The organism is Fibrobacter sp. UBA4297 (genome assembly GCF_002394865.1).
Classification (GTDB): domain Bacteria; phylum Fibrobacterota; class Fibrobacteria; order Fibrobacterales; family Fibrobacteraceae; genus Fibrobacter.
This window is the reverse complement of record NZ_DGUZ01000023.1, coordinates 139,468-153,563: the sequence shown is the minus strand read 5'-3', so window position 1 is coordinate 153,563 and position 14,096 is coordinate 139,468. Positions and strand designations below refer to the sequence as shown.

The following is a 14,096-nucleotide window of genomic DNA, read 5'->3' as shown; positions in this document are numbered from 1 at the left end:
AATGACTACTGAAAAAGATTTTAAGAAAACAGCTGTTATCGCTGGTGCTGGCCCTGCAGGCCTCACTGCTGCGCTTGAACTTTTGCGCACGACAGATGTTAAGCCCGTCATTTTTGAAGCAGAAGATGTGATTGGTGGTATTTCTCGCACGGCCCGCTACAATGGTAACCGCATGGATATCGGCGGTCACCGTTTCTTTAGCAAGAGCGACACTGTGATGGACTGGTGGCAGGGGATTTTGCCGCTTCAAGGTGCGGCCTCGAAGGACGATATCGCTATCGGGCGTACGGTTCCGCTGACGGAAGGTGGCCCGGATCCGGAGAAAACGGATTACGTGATGCTCTGCCGTAGCCGCCTTTCCCGAATCCTCTTTTTGCGCAAGTTGTTTAACTATCCGGTGAGCTTGAATGGAGACACTATCCGTAACCTTGGTCTGTGGCGCATGTTCAAGATTGGCATGAGCTATCTCAAGGTGCAGTTGCTCCCTGCCCGTAAAGAAAAAAGTCTTGAAGACTTTATGATCAACCGCTTCGGCGTAGAACTTTACCGCACGTTCTTCCGCGACTACACCGAGAAGGTGTGGGGTGTTCCGTGCAGCAAGATCAGCCCCGATTGGGGTGGACAGCGCATCAAGGGCCTTTCGATCACGAAGACCGTGGTCCATGCGCTCAAGCAAATTTTCGCGGGCAAGAAAAAGGAATCTGCTGCTAATGGTTCCGACATCCGCCAGAAGGATACTGAAACAAGCCTTATCGGTCAGTTCCTTTACCCGAAATTCGGTCCCGGCCAGCTTTGGGAAACGGTTGCCGAAAAGGTTCAGGAAATGGGCGGTGAAATCCGCATGAACGCAAAGGTCGTGGGCGTGAACCGCGATGAAAGCGGCAAGCGCGTAGAAAGTGTCGTTGTGGAATCTCGTGCTGCTGATGGTTCTGTCGTGAAGGAAACGGTCGCCTGCGATTACTTCCTCTCGACCATGCCGGTAAAGGAACTCGTGGTTGCCATGGATAACGAAAAGACTCCGGTCCCGGCCGAAGTCAAGCGCGTGTCCGAAGGCCTTGTTTACCGTGACTTTATTACCGTGGGTCTGTTGCTAGACAAGCTCCTTATCAAGAATCCGGCAAAACCTGGTACTCCCGAAAGCAAGCTCAAGTTCGTGGCGGACAACTGGATTTATGTGCAGGAATCCGACGTGAAGCTTGGTCGTATCCAGATTTTCAATAACTGGAGCCCTTATCTTGTCGCCAATCCGGAAAAGGTCTGGATCGGTCTCGAATACTTTGCTACTGAAGGCGACGAAATGTGGCGCATGCCCGATGACGAATTCATCAAGTTCGCCATTGCTGAACTCGACAAGATTGACGTGGCAAGGCCAGAAGCGGTCCGTGACTCCGTGGTGTTCCATATCAAGAAAGCATACCCCGCTTATTTCGGTACTTACGGCGAATTCGGTAAGGTTCGCGAGTATGTTGATCCCATCGAAAATCTGTTCTTGATGGGACGTAATGGTATGCACAAGTACAACAACATGGACCACAGTATGCTCGCTGCCATGGAAGTGGTAAAGTGCATCCGTGAAAATTCTACGGACAAGACCGCTCTTTGGAACGTCAATAGCGAAGAAGATTATCACGAAGGTAAAAAGTGATTGAGCCCAACTATGAAGTTCGTTAAGAAATTTTTTGCTCTCCCGGAACTGTACTGTCTTTTGATTTTAATCGCTACAGTTGTGGTGGGGCTTGCATGCAGAGTGACTGTTGAAAATGTAACCCTTTTTAGAGGTGGGGTTGAAGAAAAAATATCGTTCCCGCTTCTCCAGAAAATGGGTGATGGAGAACACTTTCAAGTTGATTTAGATGTTATAGGGGGCTCTCCCTATGGCCTGAAAGTGATTCCCGATGATTGCGTCGAAAACATTGTTGTGGGTGAATCGTCGTTGAATTTGAATGGTATTTCCTCTTTGTGCGATTTTGGAAGGGGCTTTGTATTGCCTGAAAGCTTGATTGCGCAAAACCATGATGGTGCCAAGGCTCATTACACGTTCTTTTTAAAAAATAATGGTGGCCCCGGAGGTCTGAATGTTTTTGTTCTTCAGTCGTCTTTACTTTCGACGATTATGAAAGTGCTGGCAATATTGTCTTTTGCCGTACTGTGTCTGTTATTTGCTCGTAGGCTAGGCTTTGGTTGGGGGCTTGCGTTCATCGTTTTGCTTGGCGTGTTGATAAGGACTGCTTTTTTTTCGAATATCCCTTATACTTCTTTCGCTAATGATGTTGATGGGCATGTTGCTTACGTAAATTTTATTCTTGAAAATCATTCCATTCCGGGTGTTGATGATTGCTGGACATGTTACCACCCGCCTGTCTATTATGCATCGGCGGCGCCTTCGTTTATGATCGGTGACTGGATGGGCGTTACGGGAACTACGGGATTGCAGGCGTTCAGTTTGTTACTGTCTGTTTTGACGCTTTTCTTTGGGATAATGTTCTTCAGAACCTTTTTGTCTAAAAGCAGTCTTGGAATAGCGTCTTTTTTGTGGGCTTTTTGGCCTGTGATGATTTTGATGTCTCCTCGAATTGGTAATGATCAAATGTTTTGTATGTTGCATATGTTGTGCCTTTGGGGAGGCGCAAATTATTTAAAAGGTGGACACGGTAAATTTTTGGTAGTTTCTGTGATTGCAGCAGCATTGGCTATGTGGACTAAAACGACGGCCGTAGTGACGCTTGGAATGGTGTTTCTCTTTGCTGTTTGTGGTTTCGTGTGTAATGCGAAAACGCTTCGCCCGACAAAATCAGAGATTGTGGCATGGAGTCTTTTTGTTGCTTTGGTTGGGGGCGTCGTTTTGCAGAAATTGCTCGGCAATGCGGATTTGGTTGGCAATTCAAGTGGATTGAATGGATTGCTGAAGGTGGGGAATGAAGCGTCTAACTATATCTTTTTTGATTTGAAATCCTTTATAAACAACCCTTATACGAGTGCATGGAATGGAGAATGGGGGCGAGAGTATTTTTGGAACTATTCATTAAAAACAGCGATGTTTGGTGAATTTGAATTGGTTCGGACTCAAATGGGGCGTACCCTTGCAACATTGATGAGCGTAGCTCTTTTGGGGCTGCTGGTATATGCGGCTCGAGGATTTTGGAAGACTAAACTGCAGGTAATGCATTGGATTCTTTTAATGCAGACCGTGGCTTTTTTTGCAGCGTTGATGTTTCTGCGAATCAAGGTCCCTTTTTCGTGCAGTAATGATTTCCGATATATTGCGCCGGTAGTCTCTAGTATTGTGCCTTTTGTCGCTTGGGGAATCACTCTTGAAGGGGGTTCTCTTAAGTGGAAAGTGTTGGGCTATGGACTTGTTCTTATGTTTGCCTTGAGTACGGTGTTTTTGTATATTCTTGCCGTGTAATAGCTATTAGAACGCTACTAGAATGTGATTCAGTAAGTAGCCGTAGGCGACTGATAGGATTTAAAGATAAGGGGCAGAAAATGCGATTATCCGTAATTTTGGAAAATATATTGTAGCATACCCCGCAAAATTACTCTGAGAAGTTGAAATTTGATATATTGGTGTTCGAAAAAGAATAAGAAGTGTGAATATGCGAGTTTCTACTGTATTTAAGATTTGTTCTTTGACGATGCTTATGGCTGTGGCTTCGTTTGCCCGTCCCATCAACGATGGCAACAAGCTGTTTGCTGCAGGCGATTATGCCGGTGCGCTCGAAAAATATATGAAGGCCCGCGAAGCAGAGCCTGCGAACCCGCTTTTGTTCTACAACATTGGAACGTGCCAGTACAAGCTCGGCAATTTTGAAGAAGCCAAGAAGGAACTTGAAAGTGCAGTGCGTATGCCGGACAAGAATATGGCGGCAAAGGCGGCGTACAACTTGGCAAATACGCATTTCCGCGTGGGCGAGAAGGCTCAAGAACCGAGTGCCCGCATTGCGGCTTGGCGTGAATCGGTTGCTTATCTGAAAAAAGCAATAGACCTCGACAACGATTTTGAAAATGCCAAGAAGAATGTCGAAATCGTCCAGCGCAAGCTCAAGGAAGAACTCGACAAGCAAAAAGAAAACAAGGACCAGAACCAGGATCAGAACGACCAGAAACAACCTCCGCTGAGCGATAAAGCAAAGCAGGTCTTGGCTCGTGCGCTCCAGCTCTGCAAGGATGGCAAGTACGCCGAAGGCAAGCAGATGCTCGAGAACCTGATTGCCGAAGACGAGACCGCAAGCCAGTTGAGCGGCCACGTGCAGCGCATTGACGACGTCATTGAAATCAAGGCCGGCCGCAAGCCCAAGACTAAGATTGACGCCAGCAACACCGACAACGACCTGGAGGTGATCTAATGGCTATTCTGAGACGAAAGACGAAAGACGAGAGACGAGAGAATTGTGTCATCCTGAGCGGAGCCGTTAGGCGGAGTCGAAGGATCTCTGTTGCTTTGTGCTTAGTATTGCTTTTTGCGGTGGTCGCATTCGCGGCTCCGAAATCTGCTTCGGCCTACTATGGCGACGCTGCGTTCCAGTACATTGAAAATCGCTTGCCGACGGCAGAAATCACTTGCAACGAGGGCTTGCAATATTATCCGAACGATCAGAAATTGCAGATGCTCCTCGACCGCATTCACGAAGCGAAAAACGAGCAGCAAAACGAAAATAAGAAGAACGATCCTAAGAACGACCAGAATCAAGACCAAAATAATCAAGATCAAAATCAGGATCAGAATCAGGACAAGCAAAACCAAGACCAGAATAAAGATCAGCAGAACCAGGATCAGCAAAATCAGAACCAGAATGGCGACCAGAGCTCTTCTAGCGCCCAGAATGACCAGAACCAGGATCAACAGAATCAAGGTCAAAACGGTCAGTCTAGCAGTAGCCAGGGAGGCGATAGTTCCGATAGCAATGGTGGTGCCGGAGAGCAACCGCAGCCGGAACAGTCCGAAGGGAATTCCAGTGACAGTAACGGCGGTGAACCGGAACAGCAGCCGCTTCAACCTGGTGAAATGACTCCCGAAGAAGCGGCCCAGCTCCTCAAGGACTTTGACGAGCAGAATGGCGAACGCAAGCCCTGGAAACCTGTCCGCGGCCAAGTCCGCCCGGCGAAGGACTGGTAAATTAAGCCAGCCAACTTTGCGTCATCTTGTCATGTCCGCCGCAAACCTGTCATGCCCGCCTTGCGCGGGCATCTCCTTTTTTAAACAACTTTTATTAGCGAATTTACAACTCAAGTAAATAAATATTCACTTTGTACTCACTTTTACTTGTGTAATGCTTAAAAAAATTGTACATTAGTAAGGACAATTTAATAAAGAGGATATATGAAAAAGGTTTTAATTGCTCTTCCGGCGGTCGCCCTTGCTTTGACGGGTTGCCTCTCGTCTTCTGAAAGTAGCCCGGCAGCTCCTACTCCTGCAGCTCTCCCGACGGACTATATCATTTCTGAAATGGGTGAATATAGCTATGCTGCCGATGGCACCTTGGAAATAACCAAGGCCACTTGTACAGATTATGCAAATGAAGTTGTTTGGAAAAAGACGACGCAGAATGGCTCCTTGACGGATGCCGGCAATGGTACGGCTCAAATGGATTTGGGCGATGGTGCCGGCAAGAACTCTTATGAATTTAGAGTTGCTCTCGGCGAGCAGTTCCCGGAAGGCAATTACTATAAGAGCGCTTCGCTTAACAACCCGCTGATTGAAGGAGTTGTCCTTGAAGATCCGTATTACAGCGATGTTGTATATATCAATACGGATTGCATTTTCCAAAACTTTGGAGAAATGCAAGAAACGCTCGCTTTGATTGCGAAGGTGCCGAAGAGTTCTATCAACATGAGCTGCAAGACGCTTAGCATCGAAGGCCTTGAAATGACTTACGTCTCCCATACGCAGGGGTCTATTGAATATACGGTGTCGTATGGTGGCGTGACAAGCAATGTCAAGCAGGCCTTCCGCTATGCATTTGTTGAAAACGACTGCCGAAAGGCATTCAAGGATTATCAGCAGGAATATGAAAGTGGCGAAACGCAGGAATTCTTCAATTTTGATCTCTATGATCAGGATATTTCTGCATCCGCTGAATTCGTAGACTTGATTAGCAATTTCCATAATAGAACGGGTCTTGCCAAGTCTTCTGCTACGCCGATGATGACGGAGAAGCAGATTAAGGATATTTTCCGCGCCGTGGGTTCCAAGCTCCGCCACGGTAAGTAATCAACGCTATTTTTAATAGGTACAATGCACCCTGCAATTGCGGGGTGTTTTTGTTTTGTCTGGACGGCGGGGCGTCTAAGTTTATGGACTAATCGCGCACGGTAAATTTGCTGTTGTTGGGAAGACAGCGAAAAAATGCTCAAAATTGCGCATTTTAGGCTTTGGAATCCCATGAGGCGATATATTCCTTTTAAAAAGATATATATTAGTAAAACCTGCCTAAAGATTCGTGGGGAGTTAAAGTATGGATTTTGACAGTATTTTATCGCGCTATAAGGCGAAGACCTGCATTGTTTCCGTTGAATTCTTTTCAGATGGAACTTATGGAAACATTCGCGTTGTCGCGGGAAATAAGGCGCACTATGACGACATGGCGGCGCTGAACCACCCGTTTGTGCCCGGTTGCCCCTATGAAGCCTGCTTCCCGAAGAATCCGAATTTTGAGGAACACTGTTTCCGTTGCGTACACGATGGCGTGCCGCTCCACGCTTACGTAAACCTTTATATGATGAACCTTTGGCTCAACATGTTCCTTCTTCCGCTGAAATCTGACCAGGAAAACATCGGCTATTGCCTTTATTGTTACGATGTGGCGCCCAAGGCGGATTCTTCGGCGATGGCGGACCTTTCTGCGGATACCGCAGCCGATGTGCTCAAGGCGTGTATCAAGTTGCGCGGAACAAACAACATAAAGCAGGCTTTTAGTGAAGTGGTCGAGGATGTCCGCTCCATTTGTAATTCGGATCATTGCTGTATCTTGCTGATTGATGACGAAAAACGCGTTTGTTCTACATTTGCAGAATCGCTTCGGGAAGGTTCGGGACTTTTCCCCATGTCGCGCTACATTGACTCGTTTTACGATGTTGTGCGGACGTGGCCCGATACGCTTGCCGGCAGTACGTGCATCATTCTAAAGGATGAACGCGATGTGGAAAAAATGCGAGAGCAAAATCCATTTTGGGTTTCGACTCTGGACCAGGCTGGGGTGAAAAAGATTGTGCTGTTCCCGCTTCGTCATGGCGGAGAACTGCTCGGCTACATGTGGGTCATCAATTTTGATGTCGATGACATTGTGAAAATCAAGGAAACGCTTGAACTCACGACGTACTTTCTTGCGTCCGAAATTTCAAGCTACCAGCTTTTGAAAAAACTGGAAATCCTGAGCGCGATTGACACCTTGACGGGAATCAAGAACCGTAATGAGATGAACAACCGCGTGGATCGCATTCTGGATGGCGGAGAACCTGTACCGCAGGCAGTGCTCTTTGCGGACCTAAATGGGCTTAAGCGTGTGAACGATGAAATGGGGCATAGCGCAGGTGACAAGATGTTGCGCACGGCAGCTTCGATATTACAGAGCGTGTTCCGCGATGGCGAGGTGTACCGTGCCGGTGGCGACGAGTTCATGATTCTTGTGACCGAAATTTCTGAAGAAGAGGTACAGAACCGCGTGGCGCAAGTTCATTTTTTGTCCGGAAAAACGGAAGAAGTCCGATTCTCTATCGGTGTCTGCTATGGCAAGAAGGATATCCGTAAGGCGATGCGACTTGCCGATGAACGTATGTACGCCAACAAGGCCGTGTACTACGAAGCGCATCCGGAATTGAAATATCGGTGAGTGATTTTTTGTGCAGTAATTTCTATATTTGACGTATGAGATTGCCGCGCGAAACACGTACTTATGTTGCTATCGACTTGAAGTCGTTTTTTGCGTCTGTGGAGTGCGTGCTGCGTGGACTTGATCCGCTGACGACAAATCTTGTGGTGGCCGATGCGAGCCGCACGGAGAAGACGATTTGCTTGGCTGTAACGCCGAGCCTCAAGGCTTACGGGATTCCGGGGCGTGCGCGCTTGTTCGAGGTCAACCAAAAAGTGCGAGAGGTGAAACGCCGAACAGGTGAAGATATCCAGTTTATCATCGCACCGCCGCAGATGGCGAAGTATGTGGAATATTCGACCCGAATCTACAAAGTTTATTTGAAGTACGTGAGTGAGGAGGATATTCACGTCTATTCGATTGACGAGTGCTTTATCGACTTGACACATTATCTTTCGATGTACAAGAAGTCGGCGCGCGAGCTTGCAAAAGAAATGATTCAGGATGTGCTTGAAACGACAGGCATCACGGCAACGGCTGGTATTGGGACGAACCTTTACCTTTGCAAAATTGCGATGGACGTGATGGCAAAGCATGTGGCTCCTGATGCAGATGGAGTGCGCATTGCGGAACTTGACGAGATGACGTACCGCAAGGAACTTTGGGGGCACAGGCCACTGACGAACTTTTGGCAGTTGGGCCGCGGCATTGCGGAGCGCTTGGAACATTGTTACTTGAACAACGGGCGTGGAATTTTTACGATGGGCGACCTCGCACGTGCAAGTGTCAAGAATCCTGATGCGCTGTACAAGATGTTTGGCGTGAATGCAGAAATTTTGATTGACCATGCGTGGGGCTACGAACCCTGCGGCATTGCCGAAATCAAGCGTTACAAGTCAAAATCGCATAGCATTGGTGGCGGGCAGGTTTTAAGTTGTGCGTACGAATGTGCCAAGGCGAAAATTGTCATCCGCGAAATGGTGGATACGCTTGCGCTTGACCTTGTAGAAAAAGGCTTAGTCACAAACGGCCTTACGCTCCACGTGGGCTATGACCGCGAAAATGTAGACAAGGGAATTTATCACGGTGAAACAGTTATTGATGGCTATGGTCGCGAAATTCCGAAACCTGCACACGGAACGGCGCCTCTCTTAAATTACACTTCGTCGGCCTCGACAATTGCTGATGCGGTCATGAAACTTGCCGACCGCATCATGAATCCGTCGCTCACGGTAAAGCGATTGAACCTCACGGCGAATAACGTCTTGGAGGCAACGCAAGAAAGCTATGACCTTTTCACGGATGTGAAAAAGATTGAACGCGAAAAGAAGATGATGCAGGCGCAGATTGCCATCAAGAAGCGCTTTGGCAATAATGCCATTTTCAAGGGAATGGATATGCAGGAAGGCGCGACCACCCGCGAGCGTAACCAGCAAATCGGAGGACACAAGGCGTGATAGACGATTACAAAGATATCATCGACTTGCCGTACCCACGGAACGATTGGAATTTCTTGATGAAACACCCAAGAATGTCTGTGATGAACCGTGCAAAAATTTTCAGCCCGTTTGCGGCGCTGCGTGGCCATAGTGCAAAAATTGCAGAAACTGCTGAACGTCATTTGGAAGAAAATCGCGACGTGAAAAGGCTCAAAAATATGGATTTTTAGGTTTACTTTAAGAGTTCTTTGCCGATTGTGACCATAATCGCAAGTTTTGGCAGGATGTATTTGCATTTTTGCTTTTTTTGATATATTTACTATGGCGGGATCAGGATGATAAATAAGGATTTGAACCAACAATCTCGGATCGAAAAGAGCAATGCGATTATTGAATCCATAGCTGATGAATTTGATTGTGTCTGCTATGTGGACATATCGAAGAATCCCGATGGCGATGATGTAGAAATTTTTCATGCGAGTCATTTTCTGGTGGCACGCGTTCCTGCGCTTCGTGGAGAATGCAATCTCCGTAAGCGTCTTATTTTAATCCGTGATAATTTTGTTTGTGACGAAGACCGTGATATTTTTGACAGGAGCACTCTTCGCGATGTCATTGTCCAAAATCTTGAAAAAAACTCGCAGTATGTAGTGCCTTTCAGATGCCTTTTTGACGGTACGGAAGTCTATTTCCAGATGAGCTTCTTTGCTGACCGCGATGAACAAGGGCTTAAGGGCTTTGTGCTCCGCTTGCGCAATGTGGACCGCGACATCCGTTCCAAGCAGCGCTACGAACTTGAACGCCACCTCAATGAAAATATCGTCATGAAGTTTGGCGAAAAGGTGGAATCCGTTTTTGTCTTCAACCCGACAAAGAGCACGTTCAGGACTTTGTATTGCAAGGACGAACTCAAAGGTTTTTTTCCGGCCGAGGGCAAGCTCGATGGAATTGGTGGGCTTGTTGTTATGGACGTCATTCATCCCGCTGATCGTGAGATGATGATGAAAGGCCTTGACATAAACAATGTCCTTGACCGCCTTTCTCGTGAGCGTAGTTTCCGCTACCTGTTCCGTGATATTGCTCATGGTTATGCCCGCTGGTACGAAGCGCGCGTGATGCGCTTTGATATCGGTGACGATAATGAATTTTTGGTGGGCTTTGTCAACAAGAACGATGAAGTCATCAATAAAAAAATCAACGAAAAAGTCAGTGAAGAATTTGCAAACATTGACCTTATCAACCTGGAAGAGAATATCATACAGGTTGTTCGCAGGTCAAAGTATTACAATGGCGTAAAAGAAAAGGATATTATTCCTTTTGAAGTCGGCTTCAAGAATGCGTCTGCATATGTTCATGAGGAATTCAGGGAACAGTGGAATGAGTTTGGAAGTATTGAAAACTTGAAACGTATTTTTGCGACTACAGATAGCCGGGAAATTGTTTTTAAGCATTTGACGGGTGACGGCTCGTATTTTTGGTGTCGCAACGTGTTTCGTGTCCTGGATAGGATTGACGGTGTTCCGGTAACGCTTGTCATGACGGCTACGGTTGTGGATAGGGACCAGTCCGAAAGGCTCAGCCTAAACGAAAAGCTCGTGCAGCAGAAAAAGGAACTGGAAATCAACCTTTCGATTATCGATGTGCTTGCGTCGGAATATTCTTCGGTGATGTATGTGAACCTCATGACCAAAGAGGTGATTCCATATTCCATGAACGAGTTGTCGCAGCGTTATTATGAGACGATGATAAAAAAGGGTGCGCTCTACAATGAAGTGTACCTGAGCTTTGTAAAAGACTTTGTTTATGACGCCGATAAGCCAAAAATGTTTGAGGCTGGTGAACTCAACAACATCAAGGCTTACCTTAAGAACAATAAGACCTATGTGACGTTGTTCCGTTCGAATGTTGCGGGGCAAATCCGCTACAGCGAAATGAAGTTCGTGAAGGTCGATGATGAAAATGAAGAGCCGACGGCAATGGTGGTCGCCTTTGCAAACCGTGATGACGAGGTTAGCGCACGCTTTGTTCACGAAAAGATTATGGCGGAGTACGAGGCGATTCTCCTTTGCGATTTGTCGAACGATACGGCTCGTGAAATTTTGCCCTCGAAAAATGTTGATTTTGGCAACGAACTGCAACGCAATACATGTTCTTATCGCGCTTCTCGGATGGTGCAAATTGTCGATAGCGAATACAAGGAAGAATGGATGCGCCTTGCAAGCCCGCGGTATATCCAGCGTCTCCTTGCTTACGATGACCGTCGCGAATTGCTCTTTAAGGCTTCGATTTTCAAGAATCCGTGGATAAGCTTTGTGATGCAGGTCGTGGAACGCCGCAATGGCGTTGCGACTCTTGTGATTATGACGTTTGCCGCAGTGGACAAGAAACGCGCCGAAAGAATCCAGCTGAACAAGAAAATTGCAGAACAGAAAGTAGAACTCGAACGCAATATTTCCATTATTGAAGCGCTATCGTCAGAATACACGTCGGTGTACTACATCAATCTCGAAACCGAAGAGATTACGCCTTATTCCATGAACAAGACAACTGCCAATTCGTTTGGCGAAACGTTCAAGCGTAACGTCAAGTATTCGGCAGCGTACTCTGTTTACGTCGACAAGTTTGTGAGTGGCATTTACAAGAATCGGATGCTCCAGGCGGGGTCTATCAAGAATATCCGCGAGCAACTTGCAACCCAGAAAAGCTTTAATACGATGTACGTGAACTTCCTTAATCGCTATTGCGAGATGAAGTTCGTGAAGGTGGGCGATTCGGATCATCCGAAATTTGCGGCGCTTGGCTTTGCCGACAAGGATCATGTGCTTCGCAAGGAAATCCAGCAGCAGGCGGTGATTCAAGGCCTTGCCGAAGACTTTGACTTGGTGTGCTATATAGATACTGTTTCCATGCATGAAAACGTGTACCGCTGTACGGACGTCTTCTTGCGTTTGTTCCCGAACTGGAACGAAATTCAAGGCTTTGCAAATCGAATTGATGCCATTGTCGAAAAGTTTGTCTGCGAAGAGGACCGCGAAGGCTTCTGTAAGGCGACACGTCGAGAAGTTGTTCTCGAAAATCTGAAGAACAAGAACGCCTATTACGTGAACTTCAAGGCGAATGTCTTTGGACACGTTGAATATTGGCAAATCAAGTTTGTGCTGACGGCTACAAACCCAGTGCAGATTGTGGCGGGTTTCCATAGCGTTGACGAAGAAACGCGTAAGCAGAAGAAAGACCAGGAAGCTTTGGAACGGGCGCTACAGATGGCGAATTCTGCTAGCCGCGCGAAGACGACGTTCCTCAACAACATGAGTCATGACATCCGCACACCGATGAACGCCATTATCGGATTTACAGGACTTGCCGCTGAACATGTTGACAACAAGGAACAGGTTGCCGATTACCTTGCTAAAATCGGGAAATCCTCGGAGCATCTGCTTTCGCTGATTAACGATGTTCTTGATATGAGCCGTATTGAATCGGGCAAGATGAATATTGTCAATCGCCCGGAAAGTCTTTCGGATATTGTCCACACACTTAAGGGCATTGTGCAGTCGGATGTTCGCAATCGCAAACAACAGTTCTTTGTGGAACTTGAAAATATCTACAACGAGACGATTCTTTGCGATAAATTGCGCTTGAACCAGGTGCTTTTAAACGTTGTCTCCAATGCAATCAAGTACACGCCGAAAAATGGACTCATTACGATGAATGTCAAGGAATTGCCTGCCGAAGTGGGGTATGGCGTTTATGAGTTCCTGGTGAAAGATAACGGCATCGGCATGAGCGAGAGTTTCTTGAAACAGATTTACGATCCGTTTACCCGCGTGAATTCTTCTACGGTGAGCGGCATTCAGGGGACGGGCCTTGGCATGTCCATCACGAAAAATATTATAGACATGATGGGCGGGACGATTGAAGTGTCGAGTGAAGAAAATGTCGGCACCGAAGTCTTGATGACGTTCAAGTTTAAACTTGGCGAAAACCTTACCGCTCAGGAAAGCGGATTGTTCAAGGGCTTGCATTGCCTTGTCGTCAATGACCGACCGAACATTTGCAGAACCGTTGCCGCTGCTTTAGATTGTGCGGGCTTGCGTTATGATATTTGTTCCTCTGATGCTAGCGCTCTTGATTGCATTGAAAAATCGCGCGTGGCAAAAGATGAATACCGACTGATTCTGATTGACTGGAATGTGCAGGAGATGAAGGCCATTCAGATTACGCGAAAAATTCGCAAGGTGATAGGGGCGAAAACGCCGATTGTGGTGCTCACTTCTTATGACTGGCTCGATATCGAAAGGGAAGCGTATGAAGCGGGCGTGACATCGTTCTTTGCAAAGCCGCTGTTCCCCTCGGATTTGAAGCGAATGCTTGGCAAGTTCAGTGTCGTTTCGTCGGGAGGTTCGCTGGATCCTGATTTTGCGCTGAAGAGTGTTTCTCGGCGACCCCAGACGTATGGCTTTGCGGGCCGCAGGGTGATGCTTGTTGAGGATAATGAACTTAACCGCGAAATTTCGACGGAAATTCTAGAAGACCGTGGCATAGAAGTGACTGCTGTGGAACGTGGCGACTTGGCTGTTGAAAAGCTCAAGTATTCCTCCATCAAGTACGATGCTATTTTGATGGATGTCCAGATGCCAGGTATTGACGGTTACGAGGCGACACGCCGGATTCGCAAATTGGAGAATAAGGATGTGGCGAATGTGCCGATTATTGCGATGACTGCAAACGCGTTTGAGGAAGACAAGCGCGCTGCCTTAGAATCGGGCATGAACGACCATGTGGCAAAACCCGTGAACGTTGATGTGCTCTGCGCCACCCTCGCCAAGTTCTTTAAGTGATTTTTTTA

The 14,096-nt window shown here is 47.1% G+C and carries 9 protein-coding genes; all 9 read left to right on the top strand.

Annotated features, from left to right (window positions below; all coding sequences use genetic code 11):
- Window position 1 precedes the first annotated feature (1 nt).
- The gene (locus tag B3A20_RS14490; RefSeq protein WP_290766284.1) at window positions 2-1,645 is read left to right on the top strand and encodes an NAD(P)/FAD-dependent oxidoreductase; all 1,644 of its coding nucleotides are present in this window, start codon (window positions 2-4) and stop codon (window positions 1,643-1,645) included.
- 12 nt (window positions 1,646-1,657) lie between these two features.
- Window positions 1,658-3,406: an ArnT family glycosyltransferase gene (locus tag B3A20_RS14485; protein WP_290766281.1), complete on the top strand. Its 1,749-nt coding sequence runs from the start codon at window positions 1,658-1,660 to the stop codon at window positions 3,404-3,406.
- Window positions 3,407-3,596: 190 nt separating this feature from the next.
- Complete coding sequence (locus tag B3A20_RS14480; protein WP_290766279.1) at window positions 3,597-4,346, top strand: tetratricopeptide repeat protein; 750 nt, start codon at window positions 3,597-3,599, stop codon at window positions 4,344-4,346.
- Window positions 4,346-5,116, top strand: coding sequence for a hypothetical protein (locus tag B3A20_RS14475; RefSeq protein ID WP_290766277.1), 771 nt, complete (start codon window positions 4,346-4,348; stop codon window positions 5,114-5,116). Before B3A20_RS14480 ends, B3A20_RS14475 begins: the two co-directional genes overlap by 1 nt.
- 204 nt (window positions 5,117-5,320) lie before the next feature.
- On the top strand, window positions 5,321-6,211 hold the full coding sequence (locus tag B3A20_RS14470; RefSeq protein WP_290766274.1) for a hypothetical protein: 891 nt from the start codon (window positions 5,321-5,323) through the stop codon (window positions 6,209-6,211).
- 244 nt (window positions 6,212-6,455) lie between these two features.
- The gene (locus B3A20_RS14465; RefSeq protein ID WP_290766272.1) at window positions 6,456-7,829 is read left to right on the top strand and encodes a sensor domain-containing diguanylate cyclase; all 1,374 of its coding nucleotides are present in this window, start codon (window positions 6,456-6,458) and stop codon (window positions 7,827-7,829) included.
- Window positions 7,830-7,864: 35 nt separating this feature from the next.
- Window positions 7,865-9,265, top strand: coding sequence for a DNA methylase (locus B3A20_RS14460; RefSeq protein WP_290766269.1), 1,401 nt, complete (start codon window positions 7,865-7,867; stop codon window positions 9,263-9,265).
- Window positions 9,262-9,477 carry a hypothetical protein gene (locus B3A20_RS14455; RefSeq protein WP_290766266.1) on the top strand — a complete coding sequence of 72 codons (216 nt, stop codon included), beginning with the start codon at window positions 9,262-9,264 and terminating at the stop codon, window positions 9,475-9,477. The genes B3A20_RS14460 and B3A20_RS14455 overlap by 4 nt, the downstream gene beginning before the upstream one ends.
- 105 nt (window positions 9,478-9,582) lie before the next feature.
- Window positions 9,583-14,088, top strand: coding sequence for a hybrid sensor histidine kinase/response regulator (locus B3A20_RS14450; protein ID WP_290766264.1), 4,506 nt, complete (start codon window positions 9,583-9,585; stop codon window positions 14,086-14,088).
- Window positions 14,089-14,096 lie beyond the last annotated feature (8 nt).

What these genes read in the sequence shown, in the direction of transcription:
- B3A20_RS14485 (WP_290766281.1), top strand. Translation starts at nt 1,658, where the DNA reads ATGAAGTTCGTTAAGAAATTTTTTGCTCTCCCGGAACTGTACTGTCTT.
- B3A20_RS14465 (WP_290766272.1), top strand. Translation starts at nt 6,456, where the DNA reads ATGGATTTTGACAGTATTTTATCGCGCTATAAGGCGAAGACCTGCATT.
- B3A20_RS14470 (WP_290766274.1), top strand. Translation starts at nt 5,321, where the DNA reads ATGAAAAAGGTTTTAATTGCTCTTCCGGCGGTCGCCCTTGCTTTGACG.
- B3A20_RS14450 (WP_290766264.1), top strand. Translation starts at nt 9,583, where the DNA reads ATGATAAATAAGGATTTGAACCAACAATCTCGGATCGAAAAGAGCAAT.
- B3A20_RS14490 (WP_290766284.1), top strand. Translation starts at nt 2, where the DNA reads ATGACTACTGAAAAAGATTTTAAGAAAACAGCTGTTATCGCTGGTGCT.
- B3A20_RS14475 (WP_290766277.1), top strand. Translation starts at nt 4,346, where the DNA reads ATGGCTATTCTGAGACGAAAGACGAAAGACGAGAGACGAGAGAATTGT.
- B3A20_RS14480 (WP_290766279.1), top strand. Translation starts at nt 3,597, where the DNA reads ATGCGAGTTTCTACTGTATTTAAGATTTGTTCTTTGACGATGCTTATG.
- B3A20_RS14460 (WP_290766269.1), top strand. Translation starts at nt 7,865, where the DNA reads ATGAGATTGCCGCGCGAAACACGTACTTATGTTGCTATCGACTTGAAG.